Consider the following 21960-nt stretch of genomic DNA (forward strand, 5'->3'; position numbering starts at 1 on the left):
CCCAGTGCCAGTGACGGGCCAGCCATAGATTCTCCACCCCCACCGCACCCCTGATGGCAGCAACGGCAACCGAACCTCTCCGCACTGGCGTCCTGGGGGTCCCGGTGAGCGTGTGCCCCGACGTGTTCGACGCTGCCCTGGCTCTGCACCAGCGGGGAGGGGGCCAGATCGTCACCCTCAATGCGGAGATGACCATGGCGGCCAAGGCCGACCCTGCCCTTGGCGGGGCGATCGCTGCGGCGGCCCTGGTGATTCCCGATGGCGCCGGGGTGGTGTGGGCCCTCGGGCGCCAGGGCTACCGGGTGCGGCGCAGTCCCGGGATCGAGCTCGCCCGGGATCTGTTGGCCCATGCGGCTGCCCAGGGCTGGAAGGTGGCCCTTGTGGGGGCCTCCCCGGCGGTGATGGACCAACTCACCCAGCGACTGCGCCGGGAGCTCCCCGGGCTCCAGTTGGTGCTGACCGCCCACGGCTACCAGCCCCCCGAGGCCTGGCCAGGCCTCGAGCAGCAGCTCCTGGCGGCCCGCCCGGACCTGGTGCTGGTGGCCCTCGGGGTGCCGCGGCAGGAAACCTGGATTCAGCAGTTTCCGGGGCGGCGCTGTGGCCTCTGGATGGGCGTGGGTGGCAGCTTTGACGTCTGGGCTGGGGTCAAAAAAAGAGCCCCCGCCTGGATGGGAGCTCTGCAGATTGAATGGTTGTACCGCCTGCTTCAGGAGCCGGCCCGCTGGCGCCGGATGCTGTCCCTGCCGGCCTTCGCCTGGGCCGTGCTCCGGCAGGGATGAGGGGTGGATCTGAACTGGGGGGTACGCCCCGGTTCAGGGGAGCTGCCGGGTTTAGCGGAAGCCCACAGAGGCCTGCCACACGAAGGCCAGCAACAGGAAGAACAGGGGGATGATCGGCAGGATGTCGACCAGGGGACCGAAGGCCTGGTAGGCCTCGGGGAGCTGGGCCAGGGTCTGCAGGGCGTAGGCGGCCATCCCGAAAATCGCTGAGCGTGAGGCGGACGCTACCACGTGTGGGCGGCTGGGGACTCGGGTTCCCAGGGAGCGAAATCCTCTGCAAAACAGCCGTCCTCGATGGCCCGGCCCATGGCGCTGGTGAAGCGCACCAGCTGGGTGATGTTGTGCAGGCTCAGCAGGATCTTGCCCAGCAGTTCCTCGCTCTTGATCAGGTGGTGCAGGTAGGCCCGGCTGTGCTGCCGGCAGGCCAGGCAGGGGCAGCTGCCATCGAGGGGGGTGTGGTCGTGGCGGAAGCGGGCGTTCTTGAGGTTCCAGCGCTCGCCGCCCACCAGGGCAGCGCCGTGGCGGCCCAGACGGGTGGGGATCACGCAGTCGAACAGGTCGAAGCCGTTGGCCACCGCGATGGCCATCTCCCGCAGGGTGCCCACCCCCATCAGGTAGTGGGGCACGGCCTCCGGCAGCAGCGGCCCCACCTGGCGCACGATCCGGTGCATCTCCTCGGTGGGTTCCCCCACACTCACGCCCCCCACGGCGATACCCGGCAGGCCCATCGAGGCCACCACCTGGGCTGAGTCCTGGCGCAGGTGGGGGAAGCAGCCCCCCTGCACGATGCCGAAGAGGGCCTGATCGGGCTTGGTGTGGCGGGTGATGCAGCGCTCCAGCCAGCTGTGGGTGCGCCGGCAGGCGGCGGCCACGTCCGCCTCGCTGGCGGGATAGGGGGGGCATTGGTCGAAGGCCATGGCCACATCGGCCCCCAGCGCCATCTGGATCTCCATGGCCCGCTCCGGCGTGAGCTCGATGCGGGCTCCGTCGCGGGGGGACCGGAACACCACGCCGTGGTCGTTGATCGTGTTGATGTCGCCCAGGCTGAACACCTGGAAGCCGCCGGAATCGGTGAGCATCGGGCCGCTCCAGCCCATGAAGCGGTGCAATCCGCCGGCCTCCGCCACGATCGCCTCGCCCGGTTGCAGATGCAGGTGGTAGGTGTTGGAGAGCACCATCTGGGCGCCGGTTTCGCCCAGCTGGCTGGTGGTGATTCCCTTCACGGTGGCCAGGGTGCCCACGGGCATGAAGCGCGGGGTGGTCACCACGCCATGGGGGGTGTGGAAGCAGCCGCAGCGGGCCCGGGTGCGCGGGCACTGGGCCGTGATGGAGAACGAGAAGGCGGGTGGGAAGCTGATTGCGCCGAACAGGTGCTGTTCTGACGCTAGGTGTCGCTTGTCGAAGCCTTTCTCTGCGTTGACCCCAGGCTGGCTCGCCGATCTGGCCGGGGCTTGGGTGTTCTACTCCGTGTTGCCCGCCTGGCCTGGGCTGACGCCGCGCTTTGAGCGAATCGCCCGCTTCGGTCCCCTGATCGGTCTGGTGCTGGGGGGCATCCAGGCGCTCTTCTGGGGGCTGACGGCCAGCTGGCTGCCGCTCGGCGCCCAGGTGGCCCTGGTGCTCGCCCTGGGCCTGGTGCTCACGGGTGGCCTGCATGTGGATGGGGCCATGGACACGGCCGATGGCCTCGGTGCCGGTCCCCGGGCCTTGGAGGCGATGGCGGACAGCCGCGTCGGGGCTTCCGGGGTGCAGGCCCTGGCGCTGCTGCTGTTGCTGCGGGTGGCGGCGCTGGTCTGCCTGGCTACGGCGGCTCCGCTGGCCCTGCTTTGGGCTGCGTTCTGGGGCCGGGTGGCCCCCCTGCTGGCGATGGCCTGGTTCCCCTATCTCCGGGATCAGGGCAGTGCCGCCTTCCACCGGCAGCACTGGCGGGGGTTGCTGCCGGAGTTGGCACCGGCGCTGCTGGCCCTGCTGCTGGCCCTGCTGGGCTGGGCCTGGGCCGGCTGGCCGCTGCCGGATGGAATCGGCATCGTGCCGGCGCTGCTGGTGCCCCTGTGGTTCGGGCGCCGGCTGGGTGGCCACAGCGGGGACACCTATGGCGCTTGCGTGGAGTGGGTGGAGACCCTGGCTCTGTTGCTCAGTGGCCTGGGGTTGCGGCTGGCAGGCTGAGGCAGAACGCATTGCCGTGCCCAGGCAGCTCCGGGGCGATGGCGGCTGGCGGGAGCACCAGGGTCAGGTCGCCGTCCAGGTTGCGGGCCAGGTCCCTGGCCAGGGCCAGGCCCAGGCCCGTGCCCGTTCGGGTCTGGCCCGCGCGGCCCCGGAAGCCCCGTTCGAAAATCGCCTCACGCTCTTCGGCGGCAATCGGCTCGCCGCCGTCCCAGACCGTCAGTTGCCAGGGGCCTGCCGTGGTGGCCTGGCAGTGGAGTCCGATGGCGCTGCCGGCGGGGCTGTAGCGGAAGGCATTTTCCAGCAGGTTGGCCAGGATCTCGGCCACGGCGCCACTGTCGCCCCGCCAGCTCGGCATGCAGGCCGGAGGGTGCCAGGGGCGGCCCTGGAGGGCTGCCGTGGCAGCGGCCCGTTGCAGCAGGGGCTCCAGCCAGTCCTGCAGAGGCTCTCCCTCGGGTCCGATCAGCACGGGGGGCAGCAGCAGGGGCTGGCTGGCATCGCCCGTGACCGCCGGCGTCTCGCGCTGGCCCAGCTGGGAGAGCGCATCCACGTAGCGGTTGAGCTGGCGCTCCTCCGCCAGGAGCCCCTCCACCAGGGGCCGATTCTGGTTGTCCTGCTCGAGGCGCCGCAACAGCAACTGGCCAAAGGTGCGCAGGGCGGCCAGGGGGTTGCGCAGCTGATGCAGCAGCAGGTCCAGTTCCGCGTGTTGCTCCTGCAGGGTGCGTTGCAGCCGCTGTTGTTCCAGATCCAGGCAGAGGGCCTCGGTGAGGCACAGGGCGACAGCCTGCAACCGCTGACCGAGGGTGTCAGGCCAGGGCACCACCGTGGTTTCCACCTGAATGGCCCCCAGCAAGACGTTCTGGTGCCGCAGCGGCAGCCAGCGCCGCTCCTCGGATGGCACCCTCAGGGGGCTGCTGGCCTCCACGGGCGGGAGGGCCCGACCATCGCTGGGCCACTGGCCGATGGGCACCAGGCTGGGGGCGCTGCCATTGCCTGGCTGGGTCACGTACACGACCAGGGACCGCAGATCAGCCCGGTCGGCGAACTGGGCCAACTGGAAACGGAGCAGGGCTGAAAAGCGGTTGGAGACTTGCATCTGGGGCGTTCAACCGCCGTCCTGCCGCAGAAATTTTCGAACGGGTGTGTGAAAACCGGGAAAAAGTCTTAAGATCCTTGGTATCGACCAATACGACGCGGTCCGCAAGCGGGCAGCGGCTCATCGTCGTGACACCCTCACCCTCGGTTGCCCTTTCAGGTTTTCGAGGCTACAGCAGAGACAGATCCGACTTCTCGCCGATCCCTCCTCTCTGCTGTTCCGCAACCCGAATGGGCGGGTTGTGGCGTCACTGACCTCCAGGCCTGCTGACCCCTCCGGACAACAGAACGTTTGGGCGTCGCCCGTGCTGTCCGGCCTTTCGGATGGCTGGGCGGGCTGAGTCACGGGCCCTGCGCATGTCTTGCGCTCCCAAGGTCCGTTCCCCCCCTCCGGTTTCTTCTCGTCCCCTCAATCCTCCCCCACCGGGAGCAGCTCAATGTCTAAGAAGCGCAAGCGGATCAGCCGTCGCCGGCTCGCAGGCCAGCGGGTGCTGGCGCATGTCCCCACCTTCAATCTGGAGACCGGCTCCCATAAACCGGTCACCGCCGCCCGTCGCTACATCGCCGAGGAGCTGCTGGTGCCCCCGGCGATCCTCAACGTCCGCCGCAACGAGCACACCACCGACCGCTTCTTCTGGGGCGAGAAGGGCCTGTTCAGCGCCCAGTACGCCGAGGAGAACCACTTCCTGTTCCCGTCCCTGCGTTCGATCGTCGATCGCATCGGTGAGGAGGTCCTGTTCGAAGGCATTGAGGCCCTTGCCGCCGACGACTGGGAGGAGATGGAGGAGTACGAGTACGCCTTTGTCTGAAGACTGACGCCGCGTCAGTGCGCCTGGCTGGCCACTCAGCCAGGCCATTGGTGGCTCAGGTATTGGCGCAGGGCTGGGAACAGGCTGCTGTCGATGGTGTGTCCACCGGCAAAGCCGATCAATTCCGCGCCGATCCCGCTCCGGCGCAACTGCTCTTGCAGCACTTCACTGGCCCCGTAGGGCACCACCGGATCCTGCTCGCCGTGCGTGAGCAGGATCGTTTTGTTGGCTTGAAGGCCCGGCTCCCAGGCTGGATGGGGGTAGCCGCTGCAGCTGATCAGGCCTGCCAGGGGCAGCCCCTCCCCGGCGGTGGCCACATCCAGGGCCATGGCGGCCCCCTGGGAGAAGCCGAGCACCACCGTCTGTTCCAGCGGCACCTCGGCAGCCAGCGCCCCCAGCCGCTCGAGCAGGTTGGCTCTGGCTGCCGGGAGCTGGGGCCAGTTTGGCTGCTGCAGGTCGTACCACTGGCGACCGCTGCCGCCGGGGTGGGGCAAGGGTGCCTGCAGGGCCACCACGCTCACCGTGGGCTCCACCAGCACCTCTGCCAGGTCGAGCAGGTCGTCGGCGTCGGCTCCCCAGCCGTGCAGGAGCACCAGCCGTCGCTCGCTGCGGTCGGGGCCCAGCCGGATCAGGCCGGGCTCGGGGTTGGGATGGGTCACGGCGGGGGAGCTGCTGCTGCGTAGGTTGGCTCCAGACCCGCAGTTCGGCAGCCATGGCGCCCACGGCCCTTCTCAGTGTGTCCAATAAGGAGGGGTTGGTGCCCCTGGCCCAGGGACTGCTGCAGGCGGGCTATGCCCTGATCTCCAGCGGCGGTACCGCTGCGGCCCTGCAGGCGGCCGGACTGCCCGTCACCAAGGTGGCCGAGCACACCGGGGCTCCGGAGATCCTCGGGGGCCGGGTCAAGACCCTGCATCCGCGGATCCACGGCGGCATCCTGGCCCGTCGCGACGAGCCCAGCCACCAGGCCGATCTGGCCGCCCAGGGCATCGCTCCGATCGATGTGGTGGTGGTGAACCTCTACCCCTTCCGCGAGACGGTGGCCGATCCGGCGGTGGCCTTTGAGACCGCCATCGAAAACATCGACATCGGTGGGCCGGCCATGGTGCGGGCCGCCGCCAAGAACCACGCCGATGTGGCGGTGTTGACCAGCCCCAGCCAGTACGGGGCCTTCCTCGCCGCCCTGGGGACCGGTGGGCTGACGGCGGCCCTGCGGCGCCAACTGGCGCTGGAGGCGTTCCAGCACACCGCCAGCTACGACGCCGCGATCAGCAGCTGGCTGGAGGCCCGCCTGGCGGTTCAGTCGGAGGCGGAACCCCTGCGCCTCGACCTGCCGGCCCGCCAGAGCCTGCGCTACGGCGAGAACCCCCACCAACCGGCCACCTGGCACAGCGAGCCCACGGCTGGCTGGGGTGCCGCCCAGCAACTGCAGGGCAAGGAGCTCAGCTACAACAACCTGATCGATCTCGATGCGGCGCTCGCCACCGTGCGGGAGTTTGGCTACGGACCCGGAGCCCAGCCGGCTGCGGTGGTGGTCAAGCACACCAATCCCTGTGGTGTGGCCACGGGCCGGGATGGGGCCGATGCCCTGACCCGGGCCCTGGATGCCGATCGCCTCTCGGCCTTCGGGGGCATCGTCGCCCTCAACACCCCGGTGGGCCTGGCGGCGGCGGAGCAGCTCTCCAGCCTCTTCCTGGAGTGCGTGGTGGCGCCGGGCTTTGACGGGGCGGCCCGGGAGCAACTGGCTGCCCGGGCCAATCTGCGGCTGCTCGAGCTGGCCCCGGAAGCCATCGCCTGCGCCTCCCGTCGCCAGCTGCGCAGCCTGCTCGGCGGGGTGCTGGTGCAGGAGCTCGACGACCAACCGGTGGCGGAGGTCGACTGGCAGGTGGTCAGCGACCGCCAGCCCACGGCCCAGGAGCTGGATGATCTGCGCTTTGCCTGGAAGCTGGTGCGGCACGTGCGCTCCAACGCCATCACCGTCGCCCGGGGTGGCCAGAGCCTCGGCATCGGTGCGGGTCAGATGAACCGGGTGGGCTCAGCCCGCCTGGCCCTCGAGGCCGCCGCAGACAAGGCCCGAGGCGCCGTGCTGGCCAGTGATGGCTTCTTCCCCTTCGATGACACCGTGCGGCTGGCGGCGGGCTTCGGCATCACGGCCGTGATTCAGCCTGGAGGGAGTGTGCGCGATGCCGATTCCATCGCGGCCTGCAACACCCTGGGCCTGGCGATGGTGGTGACGGGTCGCCGCCATTTCCTCCACTAGATCCCTACCGCGGTCGGCGTGAGTTGTAGCTTCGCTCGATCAGCCCAGTTCTTCTGCGGCTCCCCGCTGCCCCTCTCTGGCCCCCTTTGACGCCATGTCTGAAGCGCTTGCCTACAACCTGAACTTTCTCCATCCCCTGCTGATGGGGGGCCTGCTGGCCCTCTCCGGCTATGGGATGTTCCTGGGCATCAAAGCCAAGAAAACCCGCACGGCCGCGGCCGAAGATCGCAAGGAGCTGATCAAGGGGCAGTACGCCCGCCGCCATTTCCAGATCGGCAGCCTGATCCTGGTGCTGATGGTGCTGGGCACCTTCGGCGGCATGGCTGTCACCTACTTGAACAACGGCAAGCTCTTCGTGGGCCCCCACCTGTTGGTCGGCATCGCCATGACCTGCCTGATTGCTCTGGCGGTGTCGCTCTCACCCTTGATGCAGCAGGGCAATCTGATCGCCCGCAAGGCCCATGTGGGTCTGAACATGGCGATGATGACCCTGTTCCTCTGGCAGGCCTTCACTGGTCTGCAGATCCTGGCCAAGATCTGGGAGAAGCGGCCCGCCTGAGCCGTTCAGGCTGCGCCTCAGAACTGGGCCCGCCGCCGTGGCGGGCAGTCGAGGTTGTGGCTGGCATGGAAATCCTCCTGAACCTTCCAGGTGAGCTTGCGGGAGATCTGCCGCACGATCTGCTTGAGCAGGTGGTCGCCGCTGGATTGCACCAGGCCCTCGGGCAGCAGGGTGATCACCCCGGGAAGCCGGATCCAGACACTGAGATCAAGCTGCCAGCGCACCAGCGTCAAGGTGCTGGTCTCATCGAGTTGCAGCGAGGCGTTGAACTCCACGTCATAGAGCCCATCGAGATTGGGGTCGCTGCAGGGCTGCGGCACGGTGAGGATCCGATAGAGCCCCTGGTCCTGCGGCAGGAGTTCCAGGCCGATGGTGGGTTCCACCTCGAAGCCGAAGTTGCCAAAGGTGCCCAGGGTCAGGGAGTAGCCCCGGTGGCCGATGGGCTCCACTTTCATCGGGGCGGCACAGCGCCGAAACCAGCCCTCGTGGTGGTCCAGGTAGTCGGACACCACCGGCGACGCTGCCCGCATTTCCATCACGTCGGCGAAGGCGCTCGCATAGCGCCGGACGCGCTGGTCCTCGCTGTGGCGGAGGCCCTGGGGATCGCCCTGGGCGAGGCCTGGGTCCAGCGGTGCGGTCGACAACAGCAGAGACAACGGCTGAAACTCCTGGCGGGTGGCCAGATCGGAGACGGACAGACTCAATCTTTAATCAATGTAAAGCCAGTGCGGCGTCCCGTCGGGCTCCGCTGTGACACCCGGACATCAACCGTGCGGGTCCAGTGGGGAGCGGATCAGGCCTCGCAGAGTTCGATCAGGCGCTCGATCACGTCCTCCACCACCCGATCGGGAGTGGAGGCGCCGGAGGTGATGCCCACCCGGATCGGCCCCTCGGGCAGAAAGGGCCGTTCAGTCTCCAGCGCACCGCCCAGCGGCATGTGCTCGATGCGGTTGCCGGGACCGATGCGCTCGGGGGTGTCGATGTGGAAGGAGCGGATGCCCCGGCTCACGGCGATTTCCTGCAGGTGGGTGGTGTTCGAGGAGTTGTAGCCGCCGATCACCACCATCAGATCGAGGGGCTCATCCACCAGGGAGAACATGGCGTCCTGACGCTCCTGGGTGGCGTCACAGATGGTGTTGAAGGCCAGGAAGTGCTCATTGAGCTCGGCGGGGCCAAAGCGCTGCAGCATGGTGCGCTCGAACAGGCGGCCGATGTCCTCGGTTTCGCTCTTGAGCATGGTGGTCTGGTTGGCCACGCCCACCCGCACGAGGTCCCGGTCGGGGTCGAAGCCCGGGGAGCAGGCCTTGGCGAAGCGCGTCATGAAGGCTTCCCGGTCGCCACGGCCGAGGATGTAATCGCACACCAGCTGGGCCTCTGCCAGATCCAGCACCACCAGGTAAATGCCGGCGAAAGAGCTGGTGGCGAGGGTTTCCTCGTGCTTCACCTTGCCGTGAATGATCGAGGTGAAGTCATGCTTCTTGTGCTTCTCCACGGTGTTCCACACCTTGGACACCCAGGGGCAGGTGGTGTCGACGATGTGGCAGCCGCGCTCGTTCAGCAACTGCATCTCCTGCACGGTGGCGCCGAAGGCCGGCAGGATCACCACATCGCCGCTGGCCACGTCGGAGAAGTCCTTCACCCCCTCATCCACCTGGATGAACTGCACGTCCATCTCCCGCAGGTGGTCGTTCACCGAGGGGTTGTGAATGATCTCGTTGGTGATCCAGATCCGCTCGGTGGGGTAGTGGCGCCGGGTTTCGTAGGCCATGGCCACGGCCCGCTCCACGCCCCAGCAGAAGCCGAAGGCCTCGGCCAGGCGCACGGTCAGGCGGCCGCGCTGGAGCACGTAGCCGTTGCCGCGCAGCTTGGCGATCAGATCGCTTTGGTAGGCCTGCTCCAGGCTGCCGGCCACTTCTTCGCCCAGGCCGAAACCGCGGCGGTTGTAGCGCTCGGAGTGGTGCAGCGAGCGTTTGAAGGCGCGGGTATCCACAACATCTGGAGCTTGGTGACCCGACTCTATGGGCCCTCGGAGGGACCCCGTTGCTCAACGTTGGCCAGCCCCTGCCAGCTCACCGTGTCGGCCGTGAAGCTGTAGCGGCAGGGCAGCACCTCCACGCCGGCCGCCAGGGCCTGGCGGAACAGCTCGCCGTAGCGCGGGTCGGCCGCATCTCCCGGGGCGAAACGGTTCACGTCGCCGCGGCTGAGGCAGGGCACCAGCACGGCTCGGGATTCCGGCAGCAGCGCCATCAGTTCCACCAGGTGCTTTTGCCCCCGTTCGGTGACGGTGTCGGGGAACAGGGCCAGCTCCCCCTGGGTCCAGGTGGTGTTCTTGACTTCGAGATAGATGGGCCTGGGATCGGCGGCCCCTTCGGCTGGGGTGAGCAGCAGATCGATGCGGCTGCGACGCCCCTCGCCGTAGGGCACCTCCGCCCGGATGGCGCCGATGGGGCCGAGCCAGGGCTCCAAGCACCCGGCCTCGATCGTGGCCCGCACCAGATGGTTGGGCAGGGCGGTGTTGATGCCCACCCAGATGGGGGTGCCGGCTGCGCCGATCACCTCGGCCTGCTCCCAGGTCCAGGCCAGCTTGCGGCTGGGGGAGGGGGCATGGCGCAGCCGAACCCGGCCGCCCGGGTGCAGCACGCCGGTCATGGGGCCGGTGTTCGGGCAATGGGCCGTGACCACCTCGCCGCCCTCCAGTTCCACATCGGCCAGGAAGCGCTTGTAGCGCTTCACCAGGGTGCCTTCCACCAGGGGACCAAGGCTGAGCACAGGGGTGGCCATGGCGGCGGGGCTGGGTTGGCTGGTTGCGTGCCAGCCATACTGCCGCTCAACTCCAAGGGCCCAGGTCCCCACCGGATGGCGAAGTCCCTCAGGCGCATTGCCCTGGTCGTGGCGCTCGCCACGGCCCTCAGCAAGGTGGCCGGCCTGGTGCGGCAGCAGGCCATCGCTGCGGCCTTCGGCGTGGGTGCGGCCTACGACGCCTACAACTACGCCTATGTGCTGCCGGGCTTTCTGCTGATCCTGCTGGGCGGCATCAATGGCCCCTTCCACAGCGCCATGGTGAGCGTGCTGGCACGTCGGCCCCGCCAGGAGGGCGCCCATGTGCTGGCGGCGATCAACACGCTCGTGGGCACGGGCCTGATCGGGGTCACCGTGCTGCTGCTCATTTTTGCGGACCCCCTGATCACCCTGGTGGGTCCGGGTCTGGATGCCACCCGACACGACATCGCCGTCCTGCAGTTGCGCTGGATGGCGCCCATGGCCCTGTTCGCCGGGCTGATCGGGCTGGGCTTCGGTGCCCTCAATGCGGCCGATGAGTTCTGGCTGCCCTCGGTGAGCCCCCTGCTCTCCAGCGTGGCGGTGATTGCTGGCATCGGCGTGCTCTGGTGGCAGCTCGGCGCCTCCATCACCCTGCCCGCCACGGCGGTGCTGGGTGGGGTCGTGCTGGCCGGCTCCACCACCCTGGGGGCGGTGTTGCAGTGGTTGATCCAGCTGCCGGCCCTGGCCCGCCAGGGGCTGCACCGGTTCCAGCTGGTGTGGGACTGGAAGGATCCCGGGGTGCGTGAGGTGTTGCAGGTGATGGGGCCCGCCACCCTCTCCTCGGGGATGCTGCAGATCAATGTGTTCGTGTCGCTGTTCTTCGCCTCCGGCATTCCGGCTGCGGCCGCCGGACTCGGCTACGCCAATCTCCTGGTTCAGACCCCCCTGGGGCTGCTCTCCAATGCCCTGTTGGTGCCGCTCCTGCCGGTGTATGCCCGGCTCACGGCCCCAGAGGACCGGCCCGAACTGATCGGCCGCATCCGCCAGGGCTTGATGCTGTCCAACGCCAGCATGCTGCCGCTGGGCGCCCTGATGGTGGGGCTGGCGGTGCCGATCGTGGCCTTGATCTACGAGCGGGGGGCGTTCAATGCCGGTGCGGCCGAGCTGGTGGGCACCCTGTTGATGGCCTATGGCATCGGCATGCCCGCCTATCTGGCCCGCGACGTGCTGGTGCGCGTGTTTTATGCCCTCGGGGATGGGGTCACCCCGTTCCGCTGGTCGATGGCAGGCATTGGCCTGAACGCCGTCTTCTGCTGGGCCTTCGTCGGCGGACCGGTGCCGGTTCAGGGCCTGCTGTTGCCCCGGCTCTACTGCGGTGCGGCGGGTCTGGTGCTGGCCACGGTGGCGGTGAACCTGATCACCTGCGTCGGGCTGTTGCTGGCACTCCAGGCCCGCCTGGGCGGACTGCCCCTGCGGCTGTGGTTGCGCGACACCCTGCTGTTGTTCGGTGCGGCCGTGCTGGGCGGTTTGGCGGCCTGGGGTCTGGCGGCCGGGGTGGCCTGGCCCTCGGGCTTGGTGGGGCGCCTGTTGGAGTGTGGTTTCGCCGGGGGCGTCGGCGTGCTGGTGTATGGCGTGCTGGCGAGCCTGGCCCAGGTGCCTGAGGTCACGGATCTGCTGTCCCAGGTGCGGGGCCGCCTGCCGCGTCTGGGGCGGCGCTAGCTGTCCAACCGCACATCCCGTTCCGCCCGAACCTGCACCGGGATCTCCAGATGGGAACGCCCCAACATGCGGGGCCCATCCACCGAGAAGATCCGGGCTTCGATGCCGAACTCCTTGAAGGCGGTTTCCAGTTCCTGGATGAGCGCTTTCTCCACCTGGGCGTCGGCATCCACCACCTTGCCGATCAGGCGGCTTCCGAGCCGGCCCATGCGTTGACGCACCACCTCGCGGGCGTTGGTGACCTCAATGACCAGCACAGCCCGTCGCCAGGTGGCGCAACCTTATCGGCAAAACGGTTCCAGCACCTCTTCGAGATCGCGCAGCTGACCGGCTGGCACGAGCCGGGCCAGGGGCAGTCGGGTGGGCCCGCCACCGATCGGCACCTGCACCGCTTCCAGGGCCTGCCTGGCGCAGACGCCGGCCCCCTGGTCGAGTCGGGCGGAACACTCGATCGCCAGGGTCTGGGCCAGGCCGGCATCGCCCAGGTAGAGGTGCCAGCTGGCCACCTGCAGATAGAGCCGGTCGGCGAGGGCCAGCTCGAGCTCCTTCAGGTCGGCGGCATTGAGGGTCATGGCTCAGGGTTGCTGGGTGGGCTGGGGGCTTTTGGGTTCCGGTCCTGGGCGCAGGGCCACCACCACGCCGGCGTGGACCAGCAGCACCAGCAGCCAGCCAAGGCTGAGCCAGTTGAGGTGACTCCAGGGGTGCCGCAGCTCCTGAACCACCCAGAGGCCGCTGTTGAGGGCGGCGAACAGGGCGGCGTGGAGCGTGAGGTTCACAATCCGCTCGAAGTGCCTGTAGGTGGGGTCTTCGGGGTTGGCGGGGCCGTACCAGCGAATGGGCATGGGAAGGGGCAGGGATTTGACGGATGGGCCCTCCGTGCGGTGAGAATGGGCCCATGCGCTTGTAGCTCAGCGGATTAGAGCATCTGACTACGGATCAGAGGGTCGGGAGTTCGAATCTCTCCAGGCGCGCTTCCTTCCTAAACCGCCTTCGGGCGGTTTTTTTGTGTCTGATGGCCCAGCGGTGGCCAGTTCCCAACCGAGCTCCCCGCTGCGGGGGCCCTTCCTTACGATCGGGCAACGAAGCGTTCCCTCACCATGGCCCACTCCGGCGGTGCTGCCCTCAACCAGTCCCTGGCTGCCGGCGATCCCGCCATTGCTGGGCTGATCGATCAGGAGGCTCGCCGGCAGGAAACCCACCTGGAGCTGATCGCTTCGGAAAACTTTGCCTCCCGGGCCGTGATGGAGGCCCAGGGCTCCGTGCTCACCAACAAGTACGCCGAAGGTCTGCCGTCGAAGCGCTACTACGGCGGCTGTGAGCACGTGGATGCGATCGAGGAACTGGCGATCGAGCGGGCCAAGCAGCTGTTCGGCGCCGCCTGGGCCAACGTGCAGCCCCACAGCGGCGCCCAGGCCAACTTCGCGGTGTTCCTGGCCCTCCTGCAGCCCGGCGACACGATCCTGGGCATGGACCTCAGCCACGGCGGCCACCTCACCCATGGCTCGCCGGTGAATGTGAGCGGCAAGTGGTTCAAGGCGGTGCACTACGGCGTCGACCCCGACACCCAGCAGCTCAATTTCGACGCGATCCGCCAGCTGGCCCTGGACCACAAGCCCAAGCTGATCGTGTGCGGCTACTCCGCCTATCCCCGCACGATTGATTTCCAGGCCTTCCGCGCCATCGCCGATGAGGTGGGCGCCTATCTGCTCGCCGACATGGCTCACATCGCTGGCCTGGTGGCGGCGGGTGTGCACCCCAACCCGGTGCCGGTGTGTGATGTCGTCACCACCACCACCCACAAGACCCTGCGCGGCCCCCGCGGCGGCCTGATCCTCTGCCGCGACGCCGAGTTCGGCAAGCAATTCGACAAGGCCGTGTTCCCCGGCAGCCAGGGTGGTCCGTTGGAGCACGTGATCGCCGCCAAGGCGGTGGCTTTTGGCGAAGCCCTGCTGCCCTCCTTCCGTGTCTACAGCCAGCAGGTGGTGGCCAATGCCCAGGCGCTGGCTGCCCGCATCCAGGAGCGGGGCATTGCCGTGGTGAGCGGTGGCACCGACAACCACCTGGTGTTGCTGGATCTGCGCAGCATCGGCATGACCGGCAAGGTGGCCGACCTGTTGGTGAGCGATGTGCACATCACCGCCAACAAGAACACGGTGCCCTTCGATCCCCAGTCGCCGTTCGTGACCAGCGGCCTGCGCCTGGGCACGGCAGCCTGCACCACCCGGGGCTTCGACGAGGTCGCCTTCCGCGAGGTGGCCGATGTGATCGCCGATCGCCTGCTCAACCCCGAGGACGCCGGCATCGAACAGCGCTGCCGCGAGCGGGTGGCGGCCCTGTGCGGGCGCTTTCCCCTCTATGCCACCGAGCGTGAGCTGCAGCACGCCTGATCCCGGCATACGTCCGTAAGGTGGGGCCCAAAGGCCGCCCTTCGGCTTCCTTCGGTCTGGTCCTGTGACCCTCGCCTACAGCCCCAACGCGGCCGCCCTGCTCACCTTTGCCGTGGCCGCCGTGTTGACGGCGCTGGTGGTGCCTGTGGTGCGTCGCCTCGGACTGCGCTGGGGGTTGGTGGACCCACCCGATGCCCGCAAACAGCACACCACGCCCATGGTGCGCCTGGGTGGGGTGGGCATTGTCATCGCCTTCAGCCTGGCCCTGGGCCTCACCTGGGCCTTTGGCGGTTTTGCCAACCTCCCCCTGGAAAAGGACCAGCTGATCTGGACCACCCTGGCTGGGGCGCTCTGCTTTTTTCTGATCGGTCTGGCGGACGACCTGTTTGCCTTGCCCCCCCTGCCCCGCCTCGCTGGCCAGCTGGCGATTTCGATGGTGGTGTGGAACGAGGGGGTGCGCATCGGCAGCATCGAGCTGCCCATGGGCTGGTTGGGGGGGGCTGATCTGATGCTGCAGTTGCCCGATTGGTTGAGTCTGCTCGCCACCTTGATTTGGCTGGTGGGGATCACCAACGCCATCAACTGGCTCGATGGCCTCGACGGCTTGGCGGCAGGCGTGAGTGGCATTGCCGCCGTGGGCCTGCTGTCGGTGAGTTTCAGCTTGCACCAGCCAGCGGCTGGGCTGCTCGCGTCCGCCCTCGCCGGCAGCTGCCTCGGCTTTCTGCGCCACAACTTCAACCCAGCCCGCATTTTCATGGGGGACGGGGGGTCCTATTTCCTCGGTTTCGCCCTGGCGGCGATCAGCATCGTCGGCCCGGCCAAGGGGCTCACCAGCGTCAGCCTGCTGCTGCCCCTGCTGATTCTGTCCCTGCCGCTGGCTGATATGTCGGCGGTGATCATGGGGCGCCTCAGCGAGGGCCACTCCCCCTTCTACCCCGACCGGCGTCACCTGCACCACCGCCTGCTGCGCAGTGGACTGAGCCATCGCCGCACGGTGTTGTTGATCTACGCCTTCACCCAGTGGTTGGGGTCCCTGGCGCTGGTGCTGGTGAACGCGGAGCTGCGCTTCCTCTGGCTGGCCCTGGCCACCGCCGTGTTGATCTGGGTGCTGGTGAGCACCCGGCGGGCCCTGCAGCGGCTTCCCGCCAGCCCGGAGCCGTGAGGTCGTGAGCGCCGAGATCCTCTGCATCGGCACCGAGCTGCTGCTCGGCAACATCACCAACGGCAATGCCCGCTGGCTGGCTGAGCAATTGGCCGCCCTCGGCCTCCCCCATCACCGCCAGACGGTGGTGGGCGACAACCGGGAGCGCCTGATGGCCGCGGTGCGCGAGGCGGCCGGCCGCTGCCTGGTGCTGATCACCACCGGTGGCCTCGGCCCCACCCCGGACGACCTCACCACCGAGGCCCTGGCGGCCGCCTTCGACACGCCCTTGGTGGAGCACCCCGAGATTTGGGCCGAGATCCAGGCCCGCCTCCATGCCCGGGGCCGGGTGTGCTCCCCCAGCAATCGCCAACAGGCCTTCCTCCCCGCTGGAGCCCAGGTGCTGCCCAACCCGACCGGCACGGCGCCGGGCATGATCTGGACTCCCCCCGCTGCAGCCGGAATCCAGCCGGGGTTCACCGTGCTCACCTTCCCCGGGGTGCCCAGTGAAATGGAGGCCATGTGGCGCGCCACCGCCGCGCCCTGGTTGCGCGCTGCCGGTTTGGCCGAGGGGGTGTTTGCCAGTCGCATGCTGCGCTTCTGGGGGGTCTCGGAGTCGGCCCTGGCCGAGCAGATGGCGGATCTGCTCGAGGGCGAGAACCCCACCCTGGCGCCCTATGCCGGAGCCGGTGAGGTGAAGCTGCGCCTCACGGCCCGCGCCGGCAGCGACTCCGAGGCCCAGGCCCTGCTGGCCCCACTGGAGGCCGAGATCCGCTCCCGCACCGGCACGGCCTGCTTTGGAGTCGATGACGACAGCCTGGCTTCGGTGGTCCTCGAGCTGCTGCGGCGGCGGGGGGAGAGCCTGGCCGTGGCCGAGAGCTGCACGGGTGGCGGACTGGGAGCTGCGCTGGCGGCCGTGCCGGGGGCTTCCGATGTGTTTCGGGGCGGGGTGATCGCCTACGCCAACGCCGTCAAGCAGGAGCTGCTGGGCGTGCCCGCAGCGCTGTTGGACAGCCATGGCGCGGTGAGCGATCCGGTGGCGCTGGCCATGGCCGAGGGGGCCCGCCGGGTCACCGGCGCCAGCTGGGCGATCGCGGTGACCGGGATCGCCGGACCGGGAGGCGGCACGGCGGAGAAGCCCGTGGGGCTCGTGCACATCGCCGTGGCCGGGCCTGACGGCAGCCGCAGCGAGGCGGTGCGGTTCGGCTCCAGCCGGAGGCGCAGTTGGATCCAGGCCCTCACGGCCGGAGAAGCGCTCCAGCGCCTGCGCTCCCGCCTGATGGTGCAGCTTTAGGCTGGTTTGCTCAGTCGAACGGGTCATCCGTGAGTGCCGGCACCCTCTACGACAAGGTCTGGGATCTGCATCGGGTCGCCGAGCTCCCGGGGGGCTCCACCCAGCTGTTCATCGGTCTGCACCTCATCCATGAGGTGACCAGCCCCCAGGCCTTCGCCGCCCTGAAGGACCTGGGGCTCTCCGTGCGCCATCCCGAGCGCACCGTGGCCACGGTGGATCACATCGTGCCCACCACCTCCCAGGCGCGGCCCTTTGCCGATCCCTTGGCCGAGGAGATGCTTGCCACCCTGGAGGCCAACTGCGCCGCCCATGGCATCACCCTGCACGGCCTCGGCAGCGGCCGCCAGGGCATCGTGCACGTGATTGCCCCCGAGCTGGGCCTCACCCAGCCAGGCATGACCGTGGCCTGCGGCGATTCCCACACCTCCACCCACGGCGCTTTCGGGGCCATTGCCTTTGGCATTGGCACCAGCCAGGTGCGCGACGTGCTGGCCAGCCAGAGCCTGTCGATGGGCAAGCTCAAGGTGCGGCGTCTCTGGGTGGAGGGGCAGCTGCAGTCGGGGGTCTATGCCAAGGATCTGGTGCTGCACGTGATCCGCACCCTGGGGGTGAAGGGCGGTGTGGGCTACGCCTATGAATTCGCCGGTCCGGCCATCGACGCCCTGTCGATGGAGGAGCGCATGACCCTCTGCAACATGGCGATTGAGGGCGGCGCCCGCTGCGGTTACGTCAATCCCGACGCGGTCACCTTTGCCTATCTGCAGGGCCGTCCCTGTGCGCCCAGTGGTGAGGCCTGGGATCGGGCCGTGGCCTGGTGGACCAGCCTGGCCAGTGGCCCGGATGCCGTTTTCGATGACGAGGTGCGCTTCGATGCCGCCTCGATCGCTCCCACGGTGACCTGGGGCATTACCCCCGGCCAGGGCATCGGTGTCGACGAAACCGTGCCCACCCTGGAGCAGGTGGATCCTGACGAGCGCCCCCTGGCGGAGGAGGCCTACCGCTACATGGATCTGCGGCCCGGCGCGCCCATTGCCGGCACGCCCGTGGATGTGTGCTTCATCGGCAGCTGCACCAATGGCCGGCTCTCCGACCTCCAGGCCGCGGCGGCGGTGGCGCGGGGCCGGCACGTGGCTCCAGGCATCAAGGCGTTTGTGGTGCCCGGCAGTGAGCAGGTGGCCGCGGCGGCCGAAGCGGAGGGCCTCGACCAAGTCTTCACCGCCGCTGGCTTCGAGTGGCGTGAGCCTGGCTGTTCCATGTGTTTGGCGATGAACCCGGACCGACTGGAGGGCCGTCAGATCAGCGCCAGCTCCAGCAATCGCAACTTCAAGGGGCGTCAGGGCTCCGCCACCGGCCGCACCTTGCTGATGAGCCCAGCCATGGTGGCGGCGGCCGCCATTGCCGGCCAGGTGAGCGACGTGCGCCAGCTGTTGCCGGTCTGAGTCGCCGCTCTGTTGTTGGGCCCAAGCCCCCCTTCTTCCCCCCTACGCGTTCCACCCCCTGCCGTGCCAGCAGCGATGACCAGCCCTTCCCTCCCCATGGGTCCGATCACCGGGCTCCGCGGCCGTGCCGTGGTTGTTGCCGGAGACGACATCGACACCGATCGGATCATTCCAGCCCGCTTCCTCAAGTGCGTCACCTTCGATGGGCTCGGGGAGCAGGTGTTCGCCGACGATCGGGCTGAACGCCCTGGGGAGCACCCCTTGGATCGGGCCGAGGTCCAGGGGGCGTCGTTGCTGGTGGTGAACCGCAACTTCGGCTGCGGGTCGAGTCGTGAACATGCGCCCCAGGCCCTGATGCGCTGGGGGATCCGCGCGGTGGTGGGCGAGAGCTTCGCTGAGATTTTTTACGGCAATTGTCTGGCCCTGGGGATTCCCTGTTTCACGGCCTCCCATGACGCCGTGCTCAGCCTGCAGGCAGCCCTGGCGGCGGCTCCAGCCCAGGAGCTCGAGGTGTCGCTGGATCCTCCGGCCATCGTGTTCTCCGACGGTCAGCGCTGGGATCTGGAGCTCCAGGCCGGCCCCCGCCAGATGTTGCTCACCGGGCAGTGGGATGCCACCTCCCAGCTTTTGGCCCATGGCGCTGAGCTGGAGCGCACCGCCCTAGCCCTGCCCTATCTCAACGGTTTCTAGGCCGCGGGACGAAGGGGGTGCCTGTGCCTGCGAAGTTGAAGTCGTTCAGCTTCACCCGGATGCCGCCGATGCCGTCGTAGGGGCTGTAGTAAACCCCGACTTCGTAGGAGCGGCGTTGCAGCTTCAGTTCCACATAGGAATAGGACACATCACCGTAAAACTCTGAGTTGTTGTCGATGTTGAAGGTGGCGCCGGCCTCCAGCACCAGCGGCCCATAGATCTGTTGGGCGGCCTGGAAGCTCAGGGTGCGCAGGTCTACCGCCCGATCAAAGCCGAAGGGACTGGCGCCCCCGAGGAACGTGCCGGCGATGGAGGCGGAGAACCGGGTGTAATCGAAGAAGGGCTTGTCAAATTGGCCGATGGTGAAGCTCGGGCCGCCCCAGAGGGTGAGGGTGTTCTGGTTGGCGCCATCGCTGTAACTGGCCAGATAGCCGTTGGCGCCGACATTCAGGCCGAATCCAGGAGTCACCGGGGTCGGTGAATACCGAAGTCCCCGCGCTGGATCTTCGCCGGCATCCAGGGCCCGTCCCTGCCAGAGCTGCAGGGTGCTGCTCACCGCGACATTGGCATAGCTGCGCCAAAGCGTATCTAGGGTGTTGGTTTCAAAGAGCGTGGCTTGATAGTTGCCGGATTGGGCCGCCCAGTTGAGGGTCACCGGGGTGAAAAAGGGGCCTTTCTGGCGCAGGGGTTCAGCTTCAGGGCCGCTGTTGTCGACCGGTTGTTTGGGCCGGTTGAAGACGGCTGTGCCCGCGAGGTTGGCTCCGTAGGAGTACACCACGGTCTGCAATCCCAAGCTGCCGTTGTAGATGCGTTCCCGGTAGGAACCGAACAATGCCGCGCTGGCCGTCTCGTGGCCAGGAAGGTTCAGGGGGGCGCTGAAGCGGGTGGTGCTGCGGGTGCCCGAGGGGACATTCTCGGGATTCAAGGTGGACAGGCTGGCCTCAGCGTCCAGGGAGGCCCAGCCCATTGGCAGGTTGAGGGCGGCGAGTAGGCCGAACATGTCGCCAAAGGTGGCCCCTTGCTCTCCAGGAGGGCTGGCCAGACTCTCCCCGGGCAGCACGAAGCTGCTGGTCCGGCCTTCGATGGCCCGCTGCACCATCAGTTGGGGCTGCAGTTGCAGGCTGCCGCTGCGGCCCAGTTGGATCGGCTCGAGGTTGTAGCCGATGTAGAAGCCATCGCGATCTTCCTTGTCGGTATCCCAAGCAAACCGCGCCTCTTCGGCGCCAACCGTCGTGTTGGTGATGGCCGGCAAGGAGACCTTGTCGTCCAGCAGGATCTGGGTGCTGCGGCTGTTGATCCGCGTGACTCCCCGCCCATCCATGACGGCCACCACCTTGCGGGCCAGGCTCCAGGAGGCGGCGGGGGTAAAGGGATCGTTGGTGAAGGCCATTTGTTCGGCCGTCCAGCGGTTGCCCCGGATCCGGATTTGGGATCCTTGAAAACGCAGGCGGCTGATGGTTCCGGCTGGGTTGGTGGGTGGGCGGTAGCCCTGCCCCGCGCTGTTGAGCGAATCGGTGGTGTCGATCACGGCGGCCAGATTCAGCTTCAAGCTGGTGCTCCAGCTCTGTTGAAAGGCCACATTGCGCACCCGTGGGTCCACCTTGCTCGACGAGGGACCAGTTGTGCCCGGCGAGGGTTTGGTCTCCGGGGATGAACTGAGTGCGGAGGATGGGCTGGTGGGTTGAGGGGTCTCGGCACCCGTCTGCGGAGGACCGAACGCCACCGATTCCAAAACCTGCTCCAGGGGGAGAACGGGCTTGGAAAGCTCACTCCCTGGGCAGCCATCCGGGGCCGGCATGGTCGGCAGGCCGATGCGACCCGGCGGCACCACCCGCACCACGGTGCGCCCCCGGGGATCCGCCGTGAGCTGGGGGCAGGCGAAGGCCGGCCCCGGCTTCACGGAAGCCGGCGTGGCGGCTCCTGACTGGGCATCCCGGGCCAGGGTGTCCTGGTCGATGACGCCATAGACATCGTCAATTTCGCCGGTGGCTTCCCAGTCGCTGTAGCGCAGGCGACTGGCCTGGAGATATTGATCGCCCTTGGTCAGTCGAATGCGGCCGGAGGCAAACACACTGCGGCTGCGTTCCGCCAGCTCCACCCGGTCGGCGAGGAGTCGCCAGCCGTTGAACTCGGCCTCCACGTTGCCTGTGGCCACGAAGCGGCCGAGTTGCTGGTCGTAGCCCTGTTGATCGGCGCGGACCACCACAAAGGTGGGTGTGGGCAACGGGGGAGGCATTGGGGTCGCCGCCGTTGGCGCCGCCCGGGAAGGCGACATGGCTGGGGCCGCCGCGACCAGTGCGGCAGGCCAGAGGATGGCCGGCAGGATCGCGCTGGGCAGCATCACCCGCCTCAGGCAGCGGGCAGGGCGTTCAGGCCATGGAATGGTCTTGAGGAGCTGAAGAAAATCCAAGGTCATCGGCCCCTGAATTCTTCTCGAGTCCGCAATACGGGAGCGGGGGTACCACTGGCGTTCACAACGGATTGGCGGCCAGTCACCCTTCAACCAGGATCATCCCACAGGGATTCGGATCGCTACCGGTTGCGGTGGCCAGTTGGATCTCAGGCGGAATGGGGGGCCGGGGCTCTTGTCAGAAACAAAACTCTGATCCCCGACCGAGTGCTGGTTGGAGACTGAACACTGCTCGGAGACTGAGCTCAAAGCGACCTCAGACGCCTAAATGACCTCAGTCTTCGAGGTCCTTGCGGCTCGGGGTCCGGCTGGGATCGCTGGCCAGGAAACCGAAGACGAAGATCCCGATAAAGAAGAAGACGACCGAATAAACCGAGATCTTGAGGGCGAGCATGGTTCGGCCTTGGGGAACGGCGAGCGGGTGACAGGGAGTGACAGGCGCTTGGAAGGGCCTGGCCGAC

General features: G+C 68.0%; 23 protein-coding genes and 1 tRNA gene. 12 read left to right on the forward strand and 12 right to left on the reverse strand.

Going from position 1 to position 21960, the window contains the following annotated elements:
• The first annotated feature begins 53 nt into the window (after window positions 1-53).
• Complete coding sequence (locus tag KBY71_RS01800) at window positions 54-779, forward strand: WecB/TagA/CpsF family glycosyltransferase (RefSeq protein ID WP_254927285.1); 726 nt, start codon at window positions 54-56, stop codon at window positions 777-779.
• Window positions 780-830: 51 nt separating this feature from the next.
• On the opposite strand, the gene KBY71_RS01805 is transcribed toward KBY71_RS01800, so the two are convergent.
• Window positions 831-974 carry a photosystem II reaction center protein K gene (locus KBY71_RS01805; protein ID WP_094589924.1) on the reverse strand — a complete coding sequence of 48 codons (144 nt, stop codon included), beginning with the start codon at window positions 972-974 and terminating at the stop codon, window positions 831-833.
• Window positions 975-1003: 29 nt separating this feature from the next.
• Complete coding sequence (gene tgt, locus KBY71_RS01810; protein ID WP_254927323.1) at window positions 1004-2137, reverse strand: tRNA guanosine(34) transglycosylase Tgt; 1134 nt, start codon at window positions 2135-2137, stop codon at window positions 1004-1006.
• Between the two features lie 37 nt (window positions 2138-2174).
• On the opposite strand from tgt, the gene KBY71_RS01815 reads away from it, so the two are divergent.
• On the forward strand, window positions 2175-2942 hold the full coding sequence (locus tag KBY71_RS01815; RefSeq protein ID WP_254927286.1) for an adenosylcobinamide-GDP ribazoletransferase: 768 nt from the start codon (window positions 2175-2177) through the stop codon (window positions 2940-2942).
• Here KBY71_RS01815 and KBY71_RS01820 read toward each other — a convergent pair.
• Complete coding sequence (locus tag KBY71_RS01820; RefSeq protein WP_254927287.1) at window positions 2911-4035, reverse strand: sensor histidine kinase KdpD; 1125 nt, start codon at window positions 4033-4035, stop codon at window positions 2911-2913. The genes KBY71_RS01815 and KBY71_RS01820 overlap by 32 nt on opposite strands.
• Before the next feature lie 436 nt (window positions 4036-4471).
• Here KBY71_RS01820 and KBY71_RS01825 point away from each other — a divergent pair, with 436 nt between their 5' ends.
• A complete protein-coding gene (locus tag KBY71_RS01825; RefSeq protein WP_190388676.1) occupies window positions 4472-4843 on the forward strand; it encodes a DUF3155 domain-containing protein in 372 nt (123 codons plus the stop codon).
• Window positions 4844-4878: 35 nt separating this feature from the next.
• On the opposite strand, the gene KBY71_RS01830 is transcribed toward KBY71_RS01825, so the two are convergent.
• Window positions 4879-5502, reverse strand: a complete 624-nt coding sequence (locus KBY71_RS01830; protein WP_254927288.1) for an alpha/beta hydrolase — start codon at window positions 5500-5502, stop codon at window positions 4879-4881.
• 53 nt (window positions 5503-5555) lie between these two features.
• Here KBY71_RS01830 and purH point away from each other — a divergent pair, with 53 nt between their 5' ends.
• Together purH and KBY71_RS01840 are read left to right on the forward strand one after the other, a co-directional pair.
• Window positions 5556-7100 carry a bifunctional phosphoribosylaminoimidazolecarboxamide formyltransferase/IMP cyclohydrolase gene (purH, locus tag KBY71_RS01835; protein ID WP_254927289.1) on the forward strand — a complete coding sequence of 515 codons (1545 nt, stop codon included), beginning with the start codon at window positions 5556-5558 and terminating at the stop codon, window positions 7098-7100.
• A gap of 94 nt (window positions 7101-7194) precedes the next feature.
• Window positions 7195-7659: a DUF4079 domain-containing protein gene (locus tag KBY71_RS01840; protein ID WP_254927290.1), complete on the forward strand. Its 465-nt coding sequence runs from the start codon at window positions 7195-7197 to the stop codon at window positions 7657-7659.
• A 17-nt stretch (window positions 7660-7676) separates the two neighbouring features.
• Here the strand turns inward: KBY71_RS01840 and KBY71_RS01845 are convergent, their stop codons facing one another.
• The 3 genes from KBY71_RS01845 to sfsA form a co-directional block, all read right to left on the reverse strand.
• A complete protein-coding gene (locus KBY71_RS01845) occupies window positions 7677-8306 on the reverse strand; it encodes a DUF1997 domain-containing protein (protein WP_396095054.1) in 630 nt (209 codons plus the stop codon).
• A gap of 146 nt (window positions 8307-8452) precedes the next feature.
• Window positions 8453-9649 (reverse strand): 4-hydroxy-3-methylbut-2-enyl diphosphate reductase, encoded by a 1197-nt coding sequence (locus KBY71_RS01850; RefSeq protein ID WP_254927291.1) that lies wholly within the window; start codon window positions 9647-9649, stop codon window positions 8453-8455.
• 26 nt (window positions 9650-9675) lie between these two features.
• On the reverse strand, window positions 9676-10440 hold the full coding sequence (gene sfsA / locus KBY71_RS01855) for a DNA/RNA nuclease SfsA (protein ID WP_254927292.1): 765 nt from the start codon (window positions 10438-10440) through the stop codon (window positions 9676-9678).
• Between the two features lie 75 nt (window positions 10441-10515).
• Here sfsA and murJ point away from each other — a divergent pair, with 75 nt between their 5' ends.
• The gene (gene murJ, locus KBY71_RS01860; protein ID WP_254927293.1) at window positions 10516-12138 is read left to right on the forward strand and encodes a murein biosynthesis integral membrane protein MurJ; all 1623 of its coding nucleotides are present in this window, start codon (window positions 10516-10518) and stop codon (window positions 12136-12138) included.
• On the opposite strand, the gene KBY71_RS01865 is transcribed toward murJ, so the two are convergent.
• The 3 genes from KBY71_RS01865 to KBY71_RS01875 are packed head-to-tail and all read right to left on the reverse strand — an operon-like array spanning window position 12135 to window position 12980.
• A complete protein-coding gene (locus KBY71_RS01865) occupies window positions 12135-12395 on the reverse strand; it encodes a cytochrome-c oxidase (protein ID WP_254927294.1) in 261 nt (86 codons plus the stop codon). The genes murJ and KBY71_RS01865 overlap by 4 nt on opposite strands.
• Before the next feature lie 24 nt (window positions 12396-12419).
• On the reverse strand, window positions 12420-12710 hold the full coding sequence (locus KBY71_RS01870) for a DUF3181 family protein (RefSeq protein ID WP_254927295.1): 291 nt from the start codon (window positions 12708-12710) through the stop codon (window positions 12420-12422).
• A gap of 3 nt (window positions 12711-12713) precedes the next feature.
• Window positions 12714-12980 (reverse strand): hypothetical protein, encoded by a 267-nt coding sequence (locus tag KBY71_RS01875; protein ID WP_254927296.1) that lies wholly within the window; start codon window positions 12978-12980, stop codon window positions 12714-12716.
• A 55-nt stretch (window positions 12981-13035) separates the two neighbouring features.
• Between KBY71_RS01875 and KBY71_RS01880 the strand changes: the two genes are divergently transcribed.
• The 6 genes from KBY71_RS01880 to KBY71_RS01905 all read left to right on the forward strand — a co-directional run bounded on the left by KBY71_RS01880 (window position 13036) and on the right by KBY71_RS01905 (window position 19089).
• A tRNA-Arg gene (locus KBY71_RS01880) sits at window positions 13036-13109 on the forward strand.
• Between the two features lie 126 nt (window positions 13110-13235).
• Window positions 13236-14525 carry a serine hydroxymethyltransferase gene (gene glyA / locus KBY71_RS01885; protein WP_254927297.1) on the forward strand — a complete coding sequence of 430 codons (1290 nt, stop codon included), beginning with the start codon at window positions 13236-13238 and terminating at the stop codon, window positions 14523-14525.
• A gap of 64 nt (window positions 14526-14589) precedes the next feature.
• On the forward strand, window positions 14590-15687 hold the full coding sequence (locus KBY71_RS01890; protein ID WP_254927298.1) for a glycosyltransferase family 4 protein: 1098 nt from the start codon (window positions 14590-14592) through the stop codon (window positions 15685-15687).
• A 4-nt stretch (window positions 15688-15691) separates the two neighbouring features.
• On the forward strand, window positions 15692-16960 hold the full coding sequence (locus tag KBY71_RS01895; protein WP_254927299.1) for a competence/damage-inducible protein A: 1269 nt from the start codon (window positions 15692-15694) through the stop codon (window positions 16958-16960).
• Between the two features lie 29 nt (window positions 16961-16989).
• Window positions 16990-18399, forward strand: a complete 1410-nt coding sequence (gene leuC, locus KBY71_RS01900; protein WP_254927300.1) for a 3-isopropylmalate dehydratase large subunit — start codon at window positions 16990-16992, stop codon at window positions 18397-18399.
• 75 nt (window positions 18400-18474) lie between these two features.
• A complete protein-coding gene (locus KBY71_RS01905) occupies window positions 18475-19089 on the forward strand; it encodes a 3-isopropylmalate dehydratase small subunit 2 (protein WP_254927301.1) in 615 nt (204 codons plus the stop codon).
• Here KBY71_RS01905 and KBY71_RS01910 read toward each other — a convergent pair.
• Both KBY71_RS01910 and KBY71_RS01915 read right to left on the reverse strand, forming a co-directional pair.
• Window positions 19076-21430: a DUF3769 domain-containing protein gene (locus KBY71_RS01910; protein WP_254927302.1), complete on the reverse strand. Its 2355-nt coding sequence runs from the start codon at window positions 21428-21430 to the stop codon at window positions 19076-19078. The two genes, KBY71_RS01905 and KBY71_RS01910, sit on opposite strands and share 14 nt — an antisense overlap.
• 343 nt (window positions 21431-21773) lie before the next feature.
• The gene (locus KBY71_RS01915) at window positions 21774-21893 is read right to left on the reverse strand and encodes a photosystem II reaction center protein I (protein WP_006172424.1); all 120 of its coding nucleotides are present in this window, start codon (window positions 21891-21893) and stop codon (window positions 21774-21776) included.
• Window positions 21894-21960 lie beyond the last annotated feature (67 nt).

This window comes from Cyanobium sp. T1B-Tous (assembly GCF_024345475.1).
Classification (GTDB): Bacteria; Cyanobacteriota; Cyanobacteriia; order PCC-6307; family Cyanobiaceae; genus Cyanobium_A.

Coding starts and splice junctions, on each gene's coding strand:
- KBY71_RS01800 (WP_254927285.1), top strand. CDS start 54: ATGGCAGCAACGGCAACCGAACCTCTCCGCACTGGCGTCCTGGGGGTC.
- KBY71_RS01805 (WP_094589924.1), bottom strand. CDS start 974: ATGGCCGCCTACGCCCTGCAGACCCTGGCCCAGCTCCCCGAGGCCTAC.
- KBY71_RS01820 (WP_254927287.1), bottom strand. CDS start 4,035: ATGCAAGTCTCCAACCGCTTTTCAGCCCTGCTCCGTTTCCAGTTGGCC.
- KBY71_RS01825 (WP_190388676.1), top strand. CDS start 4,472: ATGTCTAAGAAGCGCAAGCGGATCAGCCGTCGCCGGCTCGCAGGCCAG.
- purH (WP_254927289.1), top strand. CDS start 5,556: ATGGCGCCCACGGCCCTTCTCAGTGTGTCCAATAAGGAGGGGTTGGTG.
- KBY71_RS01840 (WP_254927290.1), top strand. CDS start 7,195: ATGTCTGAAGCGCTTGCCTACAACCTGAACTTTCTCCATCCCCTGCTG.
- sfsA (WP_254927292.1), bottom strand. CDS start 10,440: ATGGCCACCCCTGTGCTCAGCCTTGGTCCCCTGGTGGAAGGCACCCTG.
- murJ (WP_254927293.1), top strand. CDS start 10,516: ATGGCGAAGTCCCTCAGGCGCATTGCCCTGGTCGTGGCGCTCGCCACG.
- KBY71_RS01870 (WP_254927295.1), bottom strand. CDS start 12,710: ATGACCCTCAATGCCGCCGACCTGAAGGAGCTCGAGCTGGCCCTCGCC.
- KBY71_RS01875 (WP_254927296.1), bottom strand. CDS start 12,980: ATGCCCATTCGCTGGTACGGCCCCGCCAACCCCGAAGACCCCACCTAC.
- glyA (WP_254927297.1), top strand. CDS start 13,236: ATGGCCCACTCCGGCGGTGCTGCCCTCAACCAGTCCCTGGCTGCCGGC.
- KBY71_RS01905 (WP_254927301.1), top strand. CDS start 18,475: ATGACCAGCCCTTCCCTCCCCATGGGTCCGATCACCGGGCTCCGCGGC.
- KBY71_RS01910 (WP_254927302.1), bottom strand. CDS start 21,430: ATGCTGCCCAGCGCGATCCTGCCGGCCATCCTCTGGCCTGCCGCACTG.
- KBY71_RS01915 (WP_006172424.1), bottom strand. CDS start 21,893: ATGCTCGCCCTCAAGATCTCGGTTTATTCGGTCGTCTTCTTCTTTATC.